The sequence below is a fragment of the Curtobacterium sp. MCPF17_001 genome (assembly GCF_003234615.1).
In the GTDB taxonomy this organism is placed as follows: Bacteria; Actinomycetota; Actinomycetes; order Actinomycetales; family Microbacteriaceae; genus Curtobacterium.
In genome coordinates, this window is record NZ_QKSL01000001.1 from 205,450 (window position 1) to 222,678 (window position 17,229).

16 protein-coding genes are annotated in these 17,229 nt (G+C 71.3%); 6 read left to right on the forward strand and 10 right to left on the reverse strand.

The features are described 5' to 3' along the window. Window positions 1-259: 259 nt before the first annotated feature. From DEJ24_RS01070 to DEJ24_RS01100, 7 genes are all read right to left on the reverse strand, one after another. Entirely contained in the window at window positions 260-5,746 is a 5,487-nt protein-coding gene (locus DEJ24_RS01070) for a discoidin domain-containing protein (RefSeq protein ID WP_146245918.1), read from the reverse strand. A 95-nt stretch (window positions 5,747-5,841) separates the two neighbouring features. Further along, a complete protein-coding gene (locus tag DEJ24_RS01075) occupies window positions 5,842-6,162 on the reverse strand; it encodes a transcriptional regulator (protein ID WP_111076909.1) in 321 nt (106 codons plus the stop codon). Further along, window positions 6,159-6,659: a hypothetical protein gene (locus DEJ24_RS01080; RefSeq protein WP_111076910.1), complete on the reverse strand. Its 501-nt coding sequence runs from the start codon at window positions 6,657-6,659 to the stop codon at window positions 6,159-6,161. The genes DEJ24_RS01075 and DEJ24_RS01080 overlap by 4 nt, the downstream gene beginning before the upstream one ends. A gap of 129 nt (window positions 6,660-6,788) precedes the next feature. Beyond that, window positions 6,789-7,667, reverse strand: a complete 879-nt coding sequence (locus DEJ24_RS01085) for a serine hydrolase (RefSeq protein ID WP_111076911.1) — start codon at window positions 7,665-7,667, stop codon at window positions 6,789-6,791. A 49-nt stretch (window positions 7,668-7,716) separates the two neighbouring features. After that, window positions 7,717-8,436 (reverse strand): anti-sigma factor, encoded by a 720-nt coding sequence (locus DEJ24_RS01090; protein WP_111076912.1) that lies wholly within the window; start codon window positions 8,434-8,436, stop codon window positions 7,717-7,719. After that, a complete protein-coding gene (locus DEJ24_RS01095; protein WP_111076913.1) occupies window positions 8,433-8,942 on the reverse strand; it encodes a sigma-70 family RNA polymerase sigma factor in 510 nt (169 codons plus the stop codon). The genes DEJ24_RS01090 and DEJ24_RS01095 overlap by 4 nt, the downstream gene beginning before the upstream one ends. Before the next feature lie 2 nt (window positions 8,943-8,944). Then, window positions 8,945-9,628 carry a YceI family protein gene (locus DEJ24_RS01100; protein ID WP_111076914.1) on the reverse strand — a complete coding sequence of 228 codons (684 nt, stop codon included), beginning with the start codon at window positions 9,626-9,628 and terminating at the stop codon, window positions 8,945-8,947. 130 nt (window positions 9,629-9,758) lie between these two features. On the opposite strand from DEJ24_RS01100, the gene DEJ24_RS01105 reads away from it, so the two are divergent. Together DEJ24_RS01105 and DEJ24_RS01110 are read left to right on the forward strand one after the other, a co-directional pair. Next, window positions 9,759-10,634, forward strand: coding sequence for a DUF808 domain-containing protein (locus DEJ24_RS01105; protein WP_111076915.1), 876 nt, complete (start codon window positions 9,759-9,761; stop codon window positions 10,632-10,634). Window positions 10,635-10,720: 86 nt separating this feature from the next. Continuing rightward, a complete protein-coding gene (locus tag DEJ24_RS01110) occupies window positions 10,721-11,221 on the forward strand; it encodes an ATP-binding protein (RefSeq protein WP_111076916.1) in 501 nt (166 codons plus the stop codon). A gap of 68 nt (window positions 11,222-11,289) precedes the next feature. Here DEJ24_RS01110 and DEJ24_RS01115 read toward each other — a convergent pair whose 3' ends face one another. Continuing rightward, on the reverse strand, window positions 11,290-12,183 hold the full coding sequence (locus tag DEJ24_RS01115; protein ID WP_111076917.1) for a helix-turn-helix domain-containing protein: 894 nt from the start codon (window positions 12,181-12,183) through the stop codon (window positions 11,290-11,292). Window positions 12,184-12,306: 123 nt separating this feature from the next. Between DEJ24_RS01115 and DEJ24_RS01120 the strand changes: the two genes are divergently transcribed. Then, entirely contained in the window at window positions 12,307-13,149 is an 843-nt protein-coding gene (locus tag DEJ24_RS01120) for an SDR family NAD(P)-dependent oxidoreductase (RefSeq protein WP_111076918.1), read from the forward strand. A gap of 41 nt (window positions 13,150-13,190) precedes the next feature. Continuing rightward, window positions 13,191-13,478 (forward strand): MarR family transcriptional regulator, encoded by a 288-nt coding sequence (locus tag DEJ24_RS17345; RefSeq protein ID WP_111076919.1) that lies wholly within the window; start codon window positions 13,191-13,193, stop codon window positions 13,476-13,478. A gap of 88 nt (window positions 13,479-13,566) precedes the next feature. On the opposite strand, the gene DEJ24_RS01130 is transcribed toward DEJ24_RS17345, so the two are convergent. Beyond that, a complete protein-coding gene (locus tag DEJ24_RS01130) occupies window positions 13,567-13,860 on the reverse strand; it encodes a hypothetical protein (RefSeq protein WP_111076920.1) in 294 nt (97 codons plus the stop codon). A 339-nt stretch (window positions 13,861-14,199) separates the two neighbouring features. On the opposite strand from DEJ24_RS01130, the gene DEJ24_RS01135 reads away from it, so the two are divergent. Continuing rightward, a complete protein-coding gene (locus DEJ24_RS01135; RefSeq protein ID WP_111076921.1) occupies window positions 14,200-15,195 on the forward strand; it encodes a helix-turn-helix domain-containing protein in 996 nt (331 codons plus the stop codon). 139 nt (window positions 15,196-15,334) lie between these two features. Continuing rightward, a complete protein-coding gene (locus DEJ24_RS01140) occupies window positions 15,335-16,282 on the forward strand; it encodes an alpha/beta hydrolase (RefSeq protein ID WP_111076922.1) in 948 nt (315 codons plus the stop codon). Between the two features lie 64 nt (window positions 16,283-16,346). Here the strand turns inward: DEJ24_RS01140 and DEJ24_RS01145 are convergent, their stop codons facing one another. Continuing rightward, window positions 16,347-16,961 carry a lytic transglycosylase domain-containing protein gene (locus tag DEJ24_RS01145; RefSeq protein WP_258374608.1) on the reverse strand — a complete coding sequence of 205 codons (615 nt, stop codon included), beginning with the start codon at window positions 16,959-16,961 and terminating at the stop codon, window positions 16,347-16,349. Window positions 16,962-17,229 lie beyond the last annotated feature (268 nt).

Consider the following 17,229-nt stretch of genomic DNA (forward strand, 5'->3'; position numbering starts at 1 on the left):
GGGTCCTGGGCGCCGACGCCACGACGCCACGACGCCACGACGCCACGGTGCTGGCACCTGCGGACAGGTGCCAGCACCGGGGCTCGTGCGCCTGACCCGAACAGGAACACGAACTCCCGCCAGCCTCTCCGGCACCACCGACGCCCGCGGCCCCCGGGAACGGCCGGCAGCGCCCCGGTCGTCCGATCCGGCGTGATGCGGACAGCGCCGGGCTGCGTCACGCCCGGACCCCGGCCGAGCGCCCTCTTCGTGGCCCGGTTCAGCGCACTTCGAACCCGTACAGCGAGTACCCGTACGGCGTGGCCCGGTGCACGCCCTGGAACCGCACGTGACGCCAGGTGCCGGACAGGTCGACCGTGTCCGTGCCTCCGTCGCCGTCACCGACGGTCGCGATCGTGGTCCAGGCGTCGCCGGCCCCGTTCCGCGCCTCGATCCGGTAGGCGGAACCGTACGCGTCCTCCCACCGCAGGGACGCCCGGTGCAGGGGCTGCGCCGATCCGAGGTCGACGTCGAGCCACTGGTCGTCGGTGTGACCGCTCGCCCAGCGGGAGCCCGGGTCACCGTCGGTGGCGTTCCGCGCGGCGACACCGGCGGCCTCGTCCGCCGACGAAGTCGTCGGGGCGTTCCGCGCCAGGTCGGGCGTCGGTGCACCCTCGGTCGAGTCCACCCGGAACGCGAAGAGCGAGTACCCGAACGCCGTGTGGCGCTGCACGCCGAGCATCCGCACGTACCGCGCCCGGACCCCGTCGAGCTCGTGGACCGCGCTGCCACCGGCCCCGTGGTCCTCGGTGGTGACGGTCCGCCAGTCGTCGTCCGTCGTGGTCCGCACCTGGACCAGGTACCGGTCCGCGTACGCCGCCTCCCAGTCGAGACGCACGCTGTCGACGGGGACCACGGCGCCCAGGTCGACCGCGATCCACTGGTCGTCCGACGCGCGGCTCGCCCACCGGGTGGAGCCGCTGCCGTCGACCGCCTGCTCGCCGCCCAGGTCCGCGCGCTCGTCGGAGGACGTCGTCACCGGCTTCCCGACCGCGATGTCCCGCGAGGTGCCGGTGCCGGGGTCCGGGTCACTGCCGTCACCGGGATCGGCGACGTCGCCGTTCGTCACCGTCGTGATCGTCGCCTGCCCGGAGGCCCCGCCGAGGGTGGCGCTCACGGTCGAGGTGACACCACCCGCGGCAGCCGCGGTGACCGCGCCGTCGCCGGTGACCGAGCCTCCGCCGTCGATCGTCCACACCGGTGCACCGTCGGAGCCGGCAGCTGCCGTCACCGGTCCGCCGTCGCCGTCCGCGTCGAACCCGTACGCGGTGAGCGTGGTGCCGCCGCCGGCCGGGAGGCGCGTGGTGCGCGGTCCGACCAGCACCGTCGACGGGGTGATCGCCGAGACCGACGGGGTGCCGTGGACCTCGAACGACCAGATCGAGTAGCCGTACTGGGTGAGGCGGTCGACGCCGTGCATCCGCACGAACCGCGCGGTGGTGTCGACCGTGACGTGGTCCGCAGCCGCCGTCGTCTTCGCCACGTTCCGGACGGTGCGCCAGGGGCCGTCGGCGTCGTCGGCGACCTGCAGGTCGTACTCCTTCGCGGCGGCGTTCTCCCACGTGACGTCCACGTCGGTGATGTCGGTCGCACGGCCGAGGTCGACGGTGTAGTCGACGGCGTCCTGCCCGTGCTCGCTCTCCCACCGCGTCGTCGGGTCGCCGTCGAGCGCCTTGCCCGGACTGTTCCCCCCGTCGCTCGAGGTCGCCACGGCGGTGGCGTGGAGCGCCTGGTCCGGGACGGTGGCGACCGCCGAGACGACGGCACTGCCCTCCACCCCGCCGCTCGTGGCGGTGACGTACCCGGCCCCGGGGGCGGCCGGACGGACGCTGCCGTCGTCGGCCGAGCCTCCAGGCAGGGTCGTGGCCCAGGTGACCGGGCCGCTCAGGGTGAGCGGGTCGCCGTACTGGTCGCTGCCTGCCGCCGCGAACGTCGTCGGGGTGCCGACGACGAGCTGCTCGAAGCCCGGGGTGACCCGGATCGACGTGAGCTCGGGAGCCGGGGCGACCCGGAACCGGTACGTGTCGCTGACCGACCCCACCGAGGCGGTGACCGTGACACTGTCGGCGCGCTTCGTGGCGTCGTACGTCCCGTCGGCGGCGATGCTGCCGGTGCTGGCGTCCCAGGTCAGCCCGTCGAGCGGCATGGTCGCGCCGTACTGGTCGTACCCGGTCGCCGTGAACAGCGTGGTGGAACCGGGCGCGAGGGTCTTCGGGCTGCCCGTCGTGTCGACCACGATCTCGGCCAGGTGGGCGTCGAGGTGCGAGGTGATCTGGGTGTGCGCGGGGACCGCGATCTGCCCGATCACCCGCTGGCCGTCGTAGACGTCGTAGGAGTGCTGGACGTCGTCGACGTTGTCGAGCACGTACGAGTACGTGCCGTCGGCGGCGCGGAACACCTGGCTGAGCGGGTCGGAGGTGTGCCGGTCCGTGACCTCGGTGCCGACCATCCGGTTCGACGCCGCCTGGTGGTAGACCAGGCCGGCCATCGACTGCCCGGTGACGGCCGGGTCCCCCGCTGCCCACAGTGCCCGGTGGATGTCGAGGTACGTGTCCGGGTCGTACTGCGCGAGGAAGCCGAGCACGACGTTGCCGAGCGCGTCGCCCATGTCGCTGAACACCGCCGCCGCGTGGGCGGTGTCGGTACCGGGCCGGTGGTCCGTCAGGTCCACCGAGTACAGCCGGTCGATCGTCGCCGTGTCGGCGGTGTACCGGGTCGACAGGTACGGCAGCAGCGGTGACTGCACGGGCCAGTCCTTCGGCTGCCTGTCCGCCGTCGGTCCGTCGGTCTTCGTGGGCACGAGTGCCGCGGGCAGTGTCGTCGGGGTCCAGTACTGCGCCGGGAACACCACCTCGCCGTTCGCACCGGTGCTGACGAAGAGCGTGCCGGTCGCCTGGTCGTACAGCGGGTTCGCGGCCGTCCTCGCCGTGACGTACCCGGGGTGGTTCGCCTCGGCGGCACGGACCGCGTCCTCGAGTTCACCGATCGCGGCGTTCCGGTCCTGCGCGATCGCGTCGTTGCCGTAGGTCCCCACGCCCCACCACTTCTTGGTGAGCATCTGGATGTGGGCGGCGTTGCCGTTCACGACGCCGTCCTGCCCGACGACCCGTGGGCGCGCCTCCATCATCTGCCGCATGATCGCCTTCGAGAAGCCCGGGTCCCAGCCGAAGAAGTCGAACCAGGGTGCGGTCGGCATCCACTGGATGCCGTAGATCCACGCGGGGTCGCCGGAGAAGTACGTGGCTTCGGCCTGGCCCGAGTCGAACAGGATGCCCGCCTGGCCGTACTGGTACGCGTCGGGGAACGCGCCGTTGCCGTCGTACGACTTCGACGCGGTGTTGCCGTGGGCGTTCTGGTAGTAGTCCCGGACGGCGGCGCGTTCGGTGACGTACTCCATCGCGCCGGTGGCCTGCATCTGCTCGTTCCCGAGGACCGTGCCGAGGAGGAACAGGCCCGCCTCGGACTGGATCGCCTCGGACGACGACTCCTGGTTGTTGCCACCCGGGGACGAGACACCGCCCGCGTTCGAGTGGCCCTCCCACACGCCGAAGGTCCGCAGGTGCGGGAACCGGTCGTCGTCCCGGTCCCAGTTGGCGTACTGCTTGGTCACCAGGGTGGCCATGCCCTCGTACCGCTCCGCCCAGCCGGGATCGACCGCCCCGAGGAGCGCGGTGGCGACGGCGAAGTAGCCGTAGTGGAAGTGGTTGTCGTTGAACTGCGCGGACCCGTACGAGTCACCGAAGCCGATCAGCGCCTTCCACGTCGGGTACATGGCGAAGAAGTGCTCGCTCTCCCCCGTCGAGTACGTGTACCAGTCGGTCAGGGCCTTCGTGAGCGTGGCCTGGAGCTTCCGCTCGTCGTCGGTGTCACCGATCTGCCGCGCCACCGTCATGTACTCGGCGAGCTGCTGCAGGTCCTTGCCGCCCCAGTAGGTGTCGCCGCCGTACGTGGTCTTGGTGGCGTAGTCGGAGAGGTACCGCCGGAGCACGTCCCGCTCGTCCTGCCCCTCCGGTGAGGCGCCGGTGGGCGTGATGCCGGTGAAGGCGTAGTCGAGGGTCCACCCGTCGTGGCCGATCGTGGTCTTCATCGTGCCGCGCGGGGTCGCGTACGTGGCACCGGTGAAGTGCAGGTCGTTCGTCGTCTCGGCGTACTGGTGCTGCAACCAGCCCTGCACGGTGTCGTGGTTCGAGCCCTGCAACGCGTCGGTCTGCACGGACCACTGCTGCTCGACCTGACCCGCCGCCGGGTCGTACGAGTAGTCCATCGTGGTGTTCCGCGGCACGGCGAACGCGTACTGCTGCAACCGGTCCAGGCTGAGGCCACTCGCCGGGACGGCGCTGAGCACCAGGTACGCCGTGCCCGCGGACGCGTCGATGGCGTTGCCGCTCCGGGTGAAGGTCGTCCCGGCTGGCGCGTGCACGCCGAACACGTGGTCGCCCTGCCGGATCTCGAACCGGTCGCCCGTGAACGGGAAGCTGATCGGCTCGCCGGCACCGTCGGTGATCGTCGCACCTGATTGCACCGACAGGCGCGGGGTCATGCCGTGGTACTCGAACCACTCGTACGGGTTGCCCTGCACGCTCGTGACGTCCATGTACTGGCCGCCCGCACCCGCCTGCGGCATCCGCCAGCTGACGTTCCAGTCGCCCCAGCGGAGGGCGTCCGCCTCGGTCGCGGAGAACGCCGTCGAGAACCGCTGCGCGACCCCGTCCGGCTCGTCCGTCAGGAGCACCTGGTCGACCATCACGTGGGCCCAACCGGCGTTCAGCGAGTCGACGACACGGAGCTGGGCCTGCTGACCCGCCCACGCGCTGACGTCCCAGTCGACCCAGCGGAACCGCTCGCTGTCGTCGCCGGTGGCGGAGGCGACGACCTGCCCGCCGACGACGAGCTGCACGGCCTCCTGGTCGGCGTGCTTGCCGCCCGCGACCATGAACGCGAGCGTCGAGTGGTCGACGGTGAACGGCTTCGACGTCATCGTGCCCGTGGCGCCGTCCCCGCCCGTGGCGCCCCACGACGTCAGGTACCCGTTGCCCACCCACCCGGACACCTGGCTCTGCCCCGCGGCGGTGTCCGTCGCCCCGCTGAACGCCGTGCCGGTGCTCGTCCACCCGTCGGGGACGCCGTGCTCGAAGTCGGCGAGCAGCTCGTCCGAGGGGTCGACGGCGGGGGTCACCGTGCCGCTCACCGTCACCGGGGACTCCAGCTGCATCGCGGTGCCGTCGCTGTTCCACTTCGTCGGGTACGTCAGCTTCGTACCGTCCCGGCTGTTGGAGGACACGAACGGGTACGCCCACATGTCGCCGGAGTACTTGCTGACCAGCAGGTCGGTCCACCACTGGTTGGTCGGCACCGGCTTCCCCGCCTGCGACGGGTCGATGTACAGGTGCTGGTCCACCGTCTTCTGCACGTCGGCGCTGTCGCTGATCGAAGTCGGCGGTGTGGGCGCGAACGACCCCGAACCGACCCGGGTGCCGTCGGTGGGCGGAGCCGGCACCGTGGCGGGGGTCGGCAGCGCGGTGCGGGTGGACGGCGCGGTGCGGGTCGCTGCCGATCGTGTCGAATCGGTCGCCCGGTCGGCTGCGCTGGCACCGGTCGCGGGTCCGACGACTGCGGCGATCACCGTCATCACCACGAATCCGGAGGTGACGATGGTGCGGGGCGTGGAGCGGCTTCTGCGCGGTCGTTCCGCGTGGCGTCGGGGCACGGTCCGACGGTATCGGCGCGTCCGCACGACGTCAGTCGGTAGAAGTACGGACCCGGGCCGGATCACCGACCCCACTTCGGGGGCGGGGACGATCGTCAGGCGCCACGCGGGTTCACGGGCTCTGGCGGCGCGATGCTCTGCAGGAACGCAAAGTGCCCGCGGAGCGCCTTCGACCCCACCGGGGTGAGCGAGACCCAGGTGCGCGCCTGCCCCTTGGCGCGTTGCACACGGCGGAGGTCGACGTAGCCCGCGTCGGTGAGGATGCGGAGGTGTTTGCTGAGGGTGGCGTCCGAGACGTCGAGCGCTTCGCGCAGGACGCCGAACTCGACCTCCCCGCCGCGCGCCAGCATGGCGCAGATCTGCAGCCGCTGCGGCGCGTGGACGACGGCGTCGAAGACGGGCTCCGGAGCACTCACCGTGCGTCGCCACCCGGCGCGCCACCGATGTGGTCACCCGCCAAGCGACGCCTGGCTGCGGCATCGGCGAGCGGCCCGAGGACGGCGGTGACGATCCCGGCGAGGGTGACGGCGCTGCCCACCTGCCACGGGGACTCGTCGCGGACGATCACCAGGAAGACCATGGCGGCGACGACCACGAGCAGAGCGGTGACCGACCACGGAGCACCGAGCGTCACGAAACGCCAGCGATCGGGGTTCGAGCGTGCGATGCCGACCTCGCTCACACGACGGCGGGACAGGGCGATGAGGCCGACGACACCGAGCAACAGCCACGGGGAGTTCTCGGTCCCGCTGACCCCGAAGACCACCGCCGCGACGAGTCCGCCGCGCAGCAGGTGCACCCACCACGGCGAGCGCACACGGGCGGCGAGACGGGTCTGGGCGTCACTCGCGACCCGGAGCGCGGTGACCGCGTCGGTCGGCTGGGATGCGTCGTCGTTCGAAGGTGTTTCCATGTCGGCAACACTAAGTGTTACCAACATGGAAAGTCAATACTCGCGCAATCGACGGCGGGATCGTCGAGGACGTGTGGCCGGTTCGGGTTCGGCGCATGGCACGACCAGGACCGACTGAGCCGGTACCCGTCAGTCCGAGACGTCCGCCAAGGCCGACGCCACGAAGGACGCGAGCGCGTCCGCCCCGGAGTGGTCGTCGGCCGTGACGGTCACCACGGCGTCCGCCGCCGGATCGAAGAGGAGCATCTGCCCGCCCGCCCCGTGCAGCCGCCAGAGCTGCGCCGGCCCGTCCCACCCGGCGAGCGCGTACCGCTGGTACGCCGGGTCCCGACCGGCCACGACCCAGTCGGCGTGCAGGGCGTCGACCCACTGCGCCGCGACGAGCTGCTGCGCACCGACCCGGCCTCGGTCCCGGACGAGTCGACCGATCCGTGCGACCTCAGCGGTCCGGAGGAACAGCCCGCCGCCGGCCGCGACGAAGCCGTTCGGGCACCGCTCCCACTCGGCCCCGTCGATGCCGAGCGGGGTGAGCAGCCGGTCCTGCACGAAGCGGCCGACGTCACCGACCCGGGTCGCCAGGACACGCATCGCCGTGTAGGTACTGGCGTTCGCGTACTGGAACACCCGGCCCCGGCTCGGACGCCCGAGGAACTCGACGGCCAGGTCCGGCCAGTCGGTCAGCAGCGTCGGCGACCACGGCAGGTCGATGCCGCTCGTCATGCTGAGCAGGCGACGGAGCGTGACGCGCTGCGTGCCGTCGCCGAACCGGACCTCGGGCAGGTACTCCGACACCGGCACGTCGAGGTCGACCACACCGTCGTCGGCGGCGATCCCGACCGCCAGGACGCAGACGCCCTTCGCGATCGACTGCACGTCCTCCGGTTCGTCGGGCGTCCAGCGGTGGTCGGCGACGTCGTCGCGGACGAGCACGTGCAGCCCGTGGGCGCCGAAACCGGTCCGGGTGACCTCGGCCACGACGGCGTCCCGGACGGTCTGCGCGCGAGTCATCCCGCCATCCTCTCGTGCGCGAGCGGCCCCCGGAGTGGGAGTCCTGTGCTCAGAGGTCCGTCCGCGCCAGCATTCCCGTCTCCCCGCGCAGTCGCACCTCGACGCTCGCGATGTCGGCGCGGGGCACGTCCGTCGTGGCGGACAGGCCACGGGCCTCCCGTCCGGCCGCCGTCCACGACGCGATCCGCTCGTCGGACCCGTCGGTGCGCACGACGACCAGGTCGTACATGACGGACCCGTCCGAGGCCCAGTCGCGCCCGCCGTAGGAGCAGCCCCAGTCGAACCGGGTGCCCCAGGACTCGGTGCGCACGGCCAGGTCGACGTCGAACCCGGACTTGCCGGTCAGGGTGTACCGGTCCGACGAGGCACCGGCGGACGCCGGCGGCCGGGCCGCGTCCGTGCTGCCCGGGGTCGGACCGTCGGCGCGCAGACCGAGGCCCAGCCCGGCCACCACCGCGACGGCGACCACGACGCCGGCCCCGGCGGCGGCCAGCACGCGGCGACGCCGCCGACGACGCCGGACGCGGTGCGCGACCGAGGCGAGCGTTCCGTCGCCACTGGTGACGGGCCTCCCGTCCGGTTCCGCGATCTCCACCGCGGCGTCGGCCGGGAGGCGCCCCAGCAGCCCCGGCAGACCGGCCAACTCGGCGACGGCCGAGCGACACGCGTCGCAGTGCTCCAGGTGCCGCTCGTACTCCAGACGTTCCGCGGGCGGGAGCGACCCGAGGACGTAGGCCGCGTCCCACTCCGCGTACCGGTCGTCGCTCATCGGGTGACGCCTCTCTCCTGCAGGGCGAGGCGCAGTGCTCGCAGCCCGTAGTGCAACCGCGACTTCACGGTGCCCTCGGGGATGTCGTGTCGCCGGGCGATCTCGGGCACGGTGTGTCCGAGCCAGTACGCGTCGACGACCACCCGGCGGTGTTCCGACGACAACGATGCCAGGGCGTCGGCGACGACGATGCGGTCGAGGACCGCGTCGGTCCGGTCCGCCTCGACCTGGTCCACCGGACGGTCCGTGCCGTGCTCGCGGCGGTTCCGGGCGGACCGGGCATCGTCGACGACCAGGTTCCGGGCCACCGTGAACAGCCAAGCCCGGGCCGCGTCCGGCTCCCGTTCCAGGACGGTCGGGCGCTGCCAGGCTCGGACCATCGTCTCCTGGACGACGTCCTCGACGTGACCAGCGTCGCGGGTGAGGTGCCGCACGTACCGGAGCAGGGCGTCGCCGTGCTCGCGGTACAGCGCGCCGAGCAGCTCGTCCGGTCCCGATGCGGCCATCGTCACTTCGCGAGGTCGAGTGAGAACTCGACCGAGCCCTTCGGGTCCACCGTGACGAAGCCGAGCGACGGAGCCGTCACCCCGTAGTCCTGGAACGTGACCGGGACCGTGCCGGCGACCTGGACGTCCCCGTCTGCGCCGACCGCGACCTGCGCGTCGGCCTGCACGGTCTTCGTGACGCCGTGCATGGTGAGGTCACCGCTGAGGGTGACGCTCTGGGTCGAGCCACCGAGGGCGCTCGAGACGTCCACCGGCTTCGTGACGCGGAACGTCGCGGTCGGGAACTGGTCCGTCTGCAGGGCCTTGTCACGGAAGTACGCGTCGCGCGCGGCTTCCGGCGTGCTGATCTCGCCGACCTGCACCGTGACGGTGGCGTCGGAGAGCTTCCCGCCGTCGACGGTCGCCGTCCCCTCGACCTGCTTCGTCCGTCCGACCACGGTGACATCCTGCCCCTGCAGGACCTCGTGCACGCGGTACCCGGCGTAGGAACCGGTGCCCGACCTCCACGTGCCGTCGGCGTGGGTGGTGTCGAGCTCGCCCGCGGCGCTCGGGGAGAGCGACGGCGCGGCGGCCGCCGAGCCGTTGACGGCGTCCGCGTAGAGGCGCGGACCGACGACGACGCCGGCCCCTGCGACCACGACGACGCCCGCCGCGATGCCGATGATGACCTTGGTACGAGTTCGCATTCCCATACCCAGGACACGAGGCGGCCTGCTGGATCGTTCACGGATCGATCGGCTCATCGGGAACGCCCACCTCCGGGCCACTAGTCTGTGCGGTCGGACAGCTTGCCCGGACCGTCGAGGAGACCACCACATGTCAGTCGGACTGCTCGCCGTCGTGGACGACATCCTCAGCGCGGCGCTCAAGGCCAGCGCGAAGACCGCGGGCGTCGTCATCGACGACGCCGCCGTCACCCCGCAGTACGTGCAGGGCCTGGCGCCCGCGCGGGAGCTCCCCGTGGTCGGTCGGATCGCCCTCGGCAGCCTGTTCAACAAGTTCGTCATCATCATCCCGCTGGCGCTGCTGCTGTCGGCCTTCGCGCCCTGGGTCCTGCCGTGGCTGCTCGTCATCGGCGGCACCTACCTGTGCTTCGAGGGTGCCGAGAAGGTCACCGAGTGGTTCGGCGTGCACCACGAGGCCGCCTCGGACGAGGCCGCGAGCGAGCCGAAGCTCGTGTTCGGGGCGATCCGCACCGACCTCATCCTCAGCACCGAGATCATGCTCATCGGGCTCGCCAGCCTGGACACCGACCTGGGCTTCTGGCAGACCCTCGGTGCGCTCGCCGTGATCGGCCTCGGCATGACCCTGCTGGTCTACGGCGCCGTCGCACTGCTGGTGAAGATCGACGACATCGGCCTGCAGATGATGAAGAACCCGGTCCGACGCACCCGTCGCGCCGGCGCCCGGATCGTCCGCGCGATGCCGGCCGTGTTCCGGGTGATCAGCATCGTCGGCACCGTCGCGATGCTCTGGGTCGGTGGCCACCTGGTCATCCAGAACCTGGCGGAGACGTTCTGGGCTGGGCCGTACGAGCTGCTGCACCACGTCGAGCACGCCGTCGAGGGCGGCGGGCCCGTCGTCACGTGGGTCGTCGACACGGCGATCTCGGCCGTCGCGGGACTCGTCCTCGGCATGGTCGTCGTCGGGATCGTGCTGGGGATCGGGCGACTGCGGGGCCGAGCGCACTGACGGCCTCGGCCCGCGACCTGCGGTCGGTCGACGCTGTCGGAGCGGATGAGGCCCGCGTCGGCCCGCAGAGGTGTGAGTATGTGCCCATGGTGAGTGACGAGACGGCCGACGTGTCGGAGATCCACGGGCCGGCGTGGGAGCGCACCGTGCTGCTCGTGATCCCGCCGAACGACGTCGACGAGGTGCACGAGTCGGTCGACGACCTCTGGCAACTGAACGCCGACCTCGGCAGTGGGGAGCGAGCCCGGTTCGAGACCGCACTGCTCGAACTCGCCGGGAACGTCATCGAGCACACCGAGGGCAGCGAGCGGCTGCTGTGCGAGCTGACACTCCGTCGGACATCGACGGCGCTGGAGGCGCTGCTCAGCGACAGCGGCGCCGAGGTGCACGTGCCGTTCCGCACCGCGATGCCGGACCCCGAGGAGATGGCGGAGTCCGGGCGCGGCATCGCGATGATCGAACTGCTGATGGACGACTTCTCCTACGAGCGCGACTCGGAGGGGAACCGGTGGCGACTCGTGATGCGCCTCCCCGCGCCACTGCAGCGCGAGCACCACGTCGCCGCCGACGGACCGGGCTCACCGTGAGCAGGTCGGCAGGCGACGGCCGGGGCCGGCGGAGTCCGTCACGATGGACGGTGACGATCGCCCCGGGGTCAGCGCTCCGTCGTGCGGGGCTGGCGGACCGGTCCCGTGTCGTTGGTGACAGCCCAGTGCGCGAGCAGTTGCAGGCTGTCGTGTGAGGCTGATCCGGGTGATGCGAGGTAGGTGACCAGCGCGAGTCCGCGACGGGAGCCGATGTCGAGCGACTCGAACGTCAGGTCGAGGTCACCGACGATGGGGTGGTGCACCAGCTTCTGGCCGGAACGGTGTTCCCGCACCGTGTGGCTGGCCCAGAGGGTGCGGAACGCCTCGCTCGCCACCGACAGCTCCCCGACGAGCGTGGTGAGTGCGCGGTCGCCGGGAGTGCGGGCCGCCTCGGTCCGGAGCACCGCGACACTCTGTACGGCAACGCTGTCCCAGTCGCGGTAGAAGTCGTGCGACCGGGGGTCGAGGAAGATGTACCGGCCGAAGTCCACCGACCGGCCCGGAGTACCGAAGAGGTCGCTGTAGAACGCACGACCGAGCCGGTTCGACGCGACCACGTCGAGCGTGGTGTTCTGCACGATCACCGGCATGTCCGTCATGCCGTCCACGATCTGCTGCACGCTCGCACTGACGTGCTGTGGTCGTTGTGCGGAGCGCCGCGTCCGGAGGCTCGTGGGTGCGTTGGCAGCACGGACGAGGTCGACCAGGTGCGTGGCTTCGACATCGTCGAGGAGCAGGGCGCGGGTGACGCCGTCGAGGACACTGTCGGAGACGCCGGTCGCGTTGCCCCGTTCGAGGCGGGTGTAGTACTCGACGCTGATCCCGGCGACGAGAGCCACCTCCTCCCGTCGGAGTCCCGCGACTCGGCGGCGTCCACCGAAGTCGGGCAGGCCGATCTGCTCCGGGGTGAGCCGTGCCCGCCGCGATGTCAGGAAGTCGCGGATCTCCGCCTGGGTGTCCACCCCTCGACGGTACGTCACGCCGGTACCCCGAGAGGGTCCCTGTCAGTGACCGTGTCGGCGGAGTCTGGCTCCGTCCGAGGCGGCGACGTTGACTTGCAGCGTTCCCGACAGGAAGGCACTCCCATGACCGACTCCACGGTTTGGTTCATCACCGGCGCAGCACGCGGGATGGGCATCGACCTGACCAGGGCCGCCCTCGCCGCCGGCCACCGCGTCGTCGCGACCGCGCGTGACGCTGCGAAGGTCACCGACGTGTTCGGTGACCAGGAGAACCTGCTGGCGGTGTCGCTCGACATCACCGACGAGCACGCCGCCCGAGCAGCCACCGACGCTGCCGTCGCCCACTTCGGTCGCATCGACGTGCTCGTCAACAACGCCGGCCTGTTCTACGCCGGGTTCTTCGAGGAGATCAGCCCGGCGCAGATGCGGCAGCAGATGGAGACGAACTTCTTCGGCCCGCTCACCGTCACCCGCGCGGTCCTGCCCGTCATGCGTCACCAGCGCAGCGGTCAGGTCATCACGATCAGCTCGACCGCGGGCATCGTCGGCCAGGAGTTCGTCGCGGCGTACTGCGCGTCGAAGTTCGCGCTCGAGGGATGGATGGAGTCGATCCGCTACGACCTCGCTCCGTACGGCATCACGACGATGGTCGTCGAGCCCGGCTTCTTCCGCACCGAACTGCTCGTCGAAGGCACGTCGACGATCTGGCCCGAGCTGTCGATCGAGGACTACGCCGAGCGCACCGCGACGACGATCGAGGCGTGGAAGGGCATGAACGGAAAGCAAGGCGGGGACCCCGCCAAGCTCGCGGCCGCCCTGGTCTCCTTGACCGATTCCGGTGAACCCCCACTGCGCTGGGTCGCGGGTGCCGATGCCGTGCAGACCGCCCTCGACAAGGCGAACCTGCTCCTCGAGCAGGTCGCGGCACACGAGCAGCTGTCCTCCTCGCTCGCCCACGACGCCTGATCCACGACCGCCGCAGGCAGCTCGGGTACGACTGAAGGCCGTTGCTCAGAACGAGGAACGGCCTTCATCCCGGCCACCAACTCGGGTTCCGCACGTCATGTGCCATCCGGCCGACCGATGCGGTCGCACTGCTGCACCTGGTCGAGGCGAGCCGCGGAGACCGGTTTCTGAGTCCCACCGAACTCGCGGCGAAACTGCACCTCACATCCGCCGGTGTGACCAAGCTCGTCGACCGTCTCAGCAGCGCTGCACGGGTGGAACGCCGACCGAACCCCCGCGAGCGACGCAGTGTCGCTTTGGTCCCCACCGCGACCGCGACCGCGACCTGACCCGGGCGTACGGCCACATCTCCAGACGTCCGCGGCGCGCTTCGCCGAAGGGCTCCGCTACGACGAAGAGGCGGACGAGCCGCCTCCGTCAGGCGCGGGGACGCGCGCTGATGAGGACCGCACGGGTGCGGTCGGTGATGTCGTCGACGAACTCCTGATGCGCTGGCTCGAGGACGTCGTCGGAAGCGTCCTCTGTGAGCACGGGGATCCCCGGGCCGAGCACCAGGCTGACGGACGTGTTCGCGCCGCTCAGATCGACCGCCGGCATCGTCACGACGTCCGCGAGCGAGCTCTGACTCAGAGCTGCTGTGTACTGCAACACGGCGGCTGCGGCCGCGCTGCTGGTGAGGATCGAGGACAGTCCGTAGACGAGGTACATCATGATGATCCGGTTCCGACCTGCTCCTGCCGGCTGACGCCGAGGAAGGCGCACCTGGTGACGGTGCGGCTGGTCATGTGGGCGGGGCACCCGCGACCAGCTCAAAGGGGGCGAATCGTGTGCAGAACGGTGCACGCGATCAACGAGGTCTCGTGCTCCTTGCACGCTACGACTCACTCGTGATTTCCCCGAGGAGGCCCGCGTGAAAGGGATGAACGGGCGAACGAGAGCCGAGGAGGAAGTCCTCAGCGGCAACGCGTCGGGTCGCTAGACTCTCTAACGAAGTCGGAGTGCGCTGACCTGGTGCAAGGGCGGGCGCCGCTGGGAAACGCGGAGATGCGGATGACGACGACCAACGAAGACCCGTCGGACGTCGAACGCACCGAGGACGGCCGCAGTGACGTCCGGATCGAAGCGGCCGGGAGCAGCCCCGAGGCTGCCGTTCTCAACCTCAGCGGGTTCTACGCCGGCCGGCACTGGGCCGCCCGGGCCACCGCACGTCCCTTCACCTACCGCCACACCGCGGTCGGCGACGCCGACGTGACCCTTCGCAGGTCCCGGATCAACGGTTTCATCCGCGGCGTCATGGCGCCCTCGGACGAGTACATCGTCCAGTGGCTCACCTCCGGTACCGGTGTGCCGGACATCGTGCACGACCGGGTGCCGATGACGGGGGACGTCCCGATGCTGTTCCCGAGCGCGCGAGAGTTCGTGTTCGAGTACCGGGACTACGACCAACGCGTCGTGCACATGTCCCGCCGACTCGTGCACGAGGTCGCCGACGAACTGTTCCACACCGGCGAGGTCCCCGACCTCGGCCTCGACCACCTCCGCACCCTCGACCCCGCCGCGGTCACGCAGTGGCGCGAGAGCCTCGGGTTGCTCTCCCGCGAGCTGAAGGTCGGCGGCATCGAAACGCTGCTGTGGCACACCCTCACCCGAGGCACCGCTGCCGCGTTCCTGCGGATGTACCCACCGCGGGTGCGCGCGCTGCCTCGTGCGGTGCTCTTGCCGAGACGAGACCGGATCCGCGCAGCGGTCGAGTACATCCACGAGCACGCCGCCGACCCGATGAGCGTCTCCGACGTTGCCGAGGCTGCTGGTCTGAGCGTCCGAGCGACGCAGGAGGCTTTCCAACGGCACCTCGGTCAAACACCCATGCGGTACTTGCAGACCGTTCGTCTCCACGGAGCCCACCGAGAACTCCGGCAGCTGGACGCAGCGACTGCTTCCGTGCGAGACATCGCCCGAAGGTGGGGCTTCGCACACCTGGGCCGGTTCTCCGGCGCCTACCAAGCCGCGTTCGGTGAGTACCCGCGAACGACCCTACGGAACTGACCCGCCTCCGGATCCATGATCCTCCGCCGTCGCCCGGTTTCCGCTTGCCGCTCCCTGACCGTCCGCACCCGTCCGGAGCGGAGACTGCTGAGAGCCACCAGGACGGCGGCTGTGCCAGGACGGCGACGGAGGAGGAACCGTGACGGAACTCGATCGACGGACCAAGGTCCTGGGACGGCTGATCGGGCTGGCGTCCGTGACCCGCCGCTCCGAGGCCCAGATCACCGCCGACCAGCAGCGGGTGGTCGGCCACAACGCCGTCACGGACCTGCTGCTCGGCGGACTCGCTCCCGGGGTCAGCGTCCGCGACACGACCGCCGCGGGGCAGGACGGACCGATCGGGGTGCGCGTGTACCGTCCGACGACGTTCACCGGGACCCCACCGCTCGTGGTCCTCGTGCACGGCGGCGGCTGGACCTCGGGCACCCTCGACACCTACGACTGGCTGGCGTCGAACATCGCGCGGGACGCCCGGGTGGTCGTCGCGTCCCTGGACTACCGCCTCGCGCCGGGTCACCGCTGGCCCGCGGCCGCCGAGGACTCGTACGCCGCCACGGTGGACCTCGTCGGTCGCGCATCGGAACTCGGTGCCGACACGACCCGGGTCGCGGTCGTCGGCGACAGCGCCGGCGGGAACCTGGCCGCCGTCGTCGCCCTGATGGCACGCGACCGTTCCGGCCCGGCGATCGCGTTCCAGGCACTCCTCTACCCGGCGACCGACCTGACGATGGCGAGCCCGTCGATCGACGAGAACGCCACCGCCCCGATCCTGACCAAGGCCGACATGCTCGCGTTCCGCCGCCACTACCTCGGCGGCGCGGACCCGCGCGAGCCGTACGCGTCACCGCTGTTCGCGGAACTGGCCGGGCTGCCGCCCGCCCTGGTGCAGGTCGCCGAGCACGACCCGCTCCGGGACGACGGGCTCCGGTTCGCCGCATCCCTGCAGGACGCGGGGGTCGCCGTCCGGACCACGACGTACTTCGGCATGCCGCACGGCTTCATGGCCTTCCCGCGCATCAGTCGTGCTGTGCCGCAGGCGCTCGGCGAACTCTGCCAGGAGCTCCGCCGGGCACTCGCCGTGTCCTGATCCGAGACCGGCTGTCCATCCGGTGACGGGTGCACACCACGAGCGACCGGCAGGCACCGACGACTCAGTACGAGCCGACGGCCTCGCTGTGCGCCCACGCACCACACGGGGTGCCGTACCGACCGGCGATGTAGTCGAGCCCCCACGTGATCTGCGTCGCGGGGTTCGTCTGCCAGTCGGCTCCGGCTGACGCCATCTTCGACCCCGGGTACGCCTGCGGGATGCCGTACGCGCCGTTCGGGTTGGCGGCCGTGGTGCGCCAGCCGGACTCGCGGTCCCAGAGCGACACGAGACAGCCGAAGTCGTCGCTGCTCCAGCCGCGAGCCGCGACCATGTCGGCGGCGATCGCCTGGGCGCTACCGGGGGTCGGTGTCGGGACGACGCGGACGGGGGCCGGTGCGGCGGCGGGCTTCGGGGCGACCGCGCTGGCGGCCACGGACTGCACCGCCGGGGCAGTGGTCGGGGCAGCCGGAGTCTGCGGTTCCGGCTTCGGCTTCGGCTTCGGCGCCTGCACCGTGAAGCCGTCGCGGTCCACGGCGAGCTCGACCGCGCCCTGCGTGGAGAACGTCTGGGCGGCGGGGGCCGTCGCCGCTGCCGGGACGACCGCCGTCGCGGGGTCGGCGAAGGCCGGGAGGGTCAGCTGCGTCGCGAGGAGGGCGACAGGCGTCGCGAACGCCACGGCCGCGGCGACGCGACGGGCCGCCGAACGATGCGCGGCGGCGGGGTGGGCGGCGGGGCGACGGGGCGTGCCGTGATCCGGTGCTGCCGACGAGGGTGTCGATGACCGGGACGGCAGCGGTGGACGGGGCAACGGGCCGGGGCCTCGACGGGCGCGCGCGGTCGACACCGAGACCGACCGTGGTCCTGCGACCGGACGCTCGAGGGGCGCCGGCGCGGCCACGATCGCCGGCTCGGTCGATGGCACTGCGGCGTGTCGGCCCATGCCG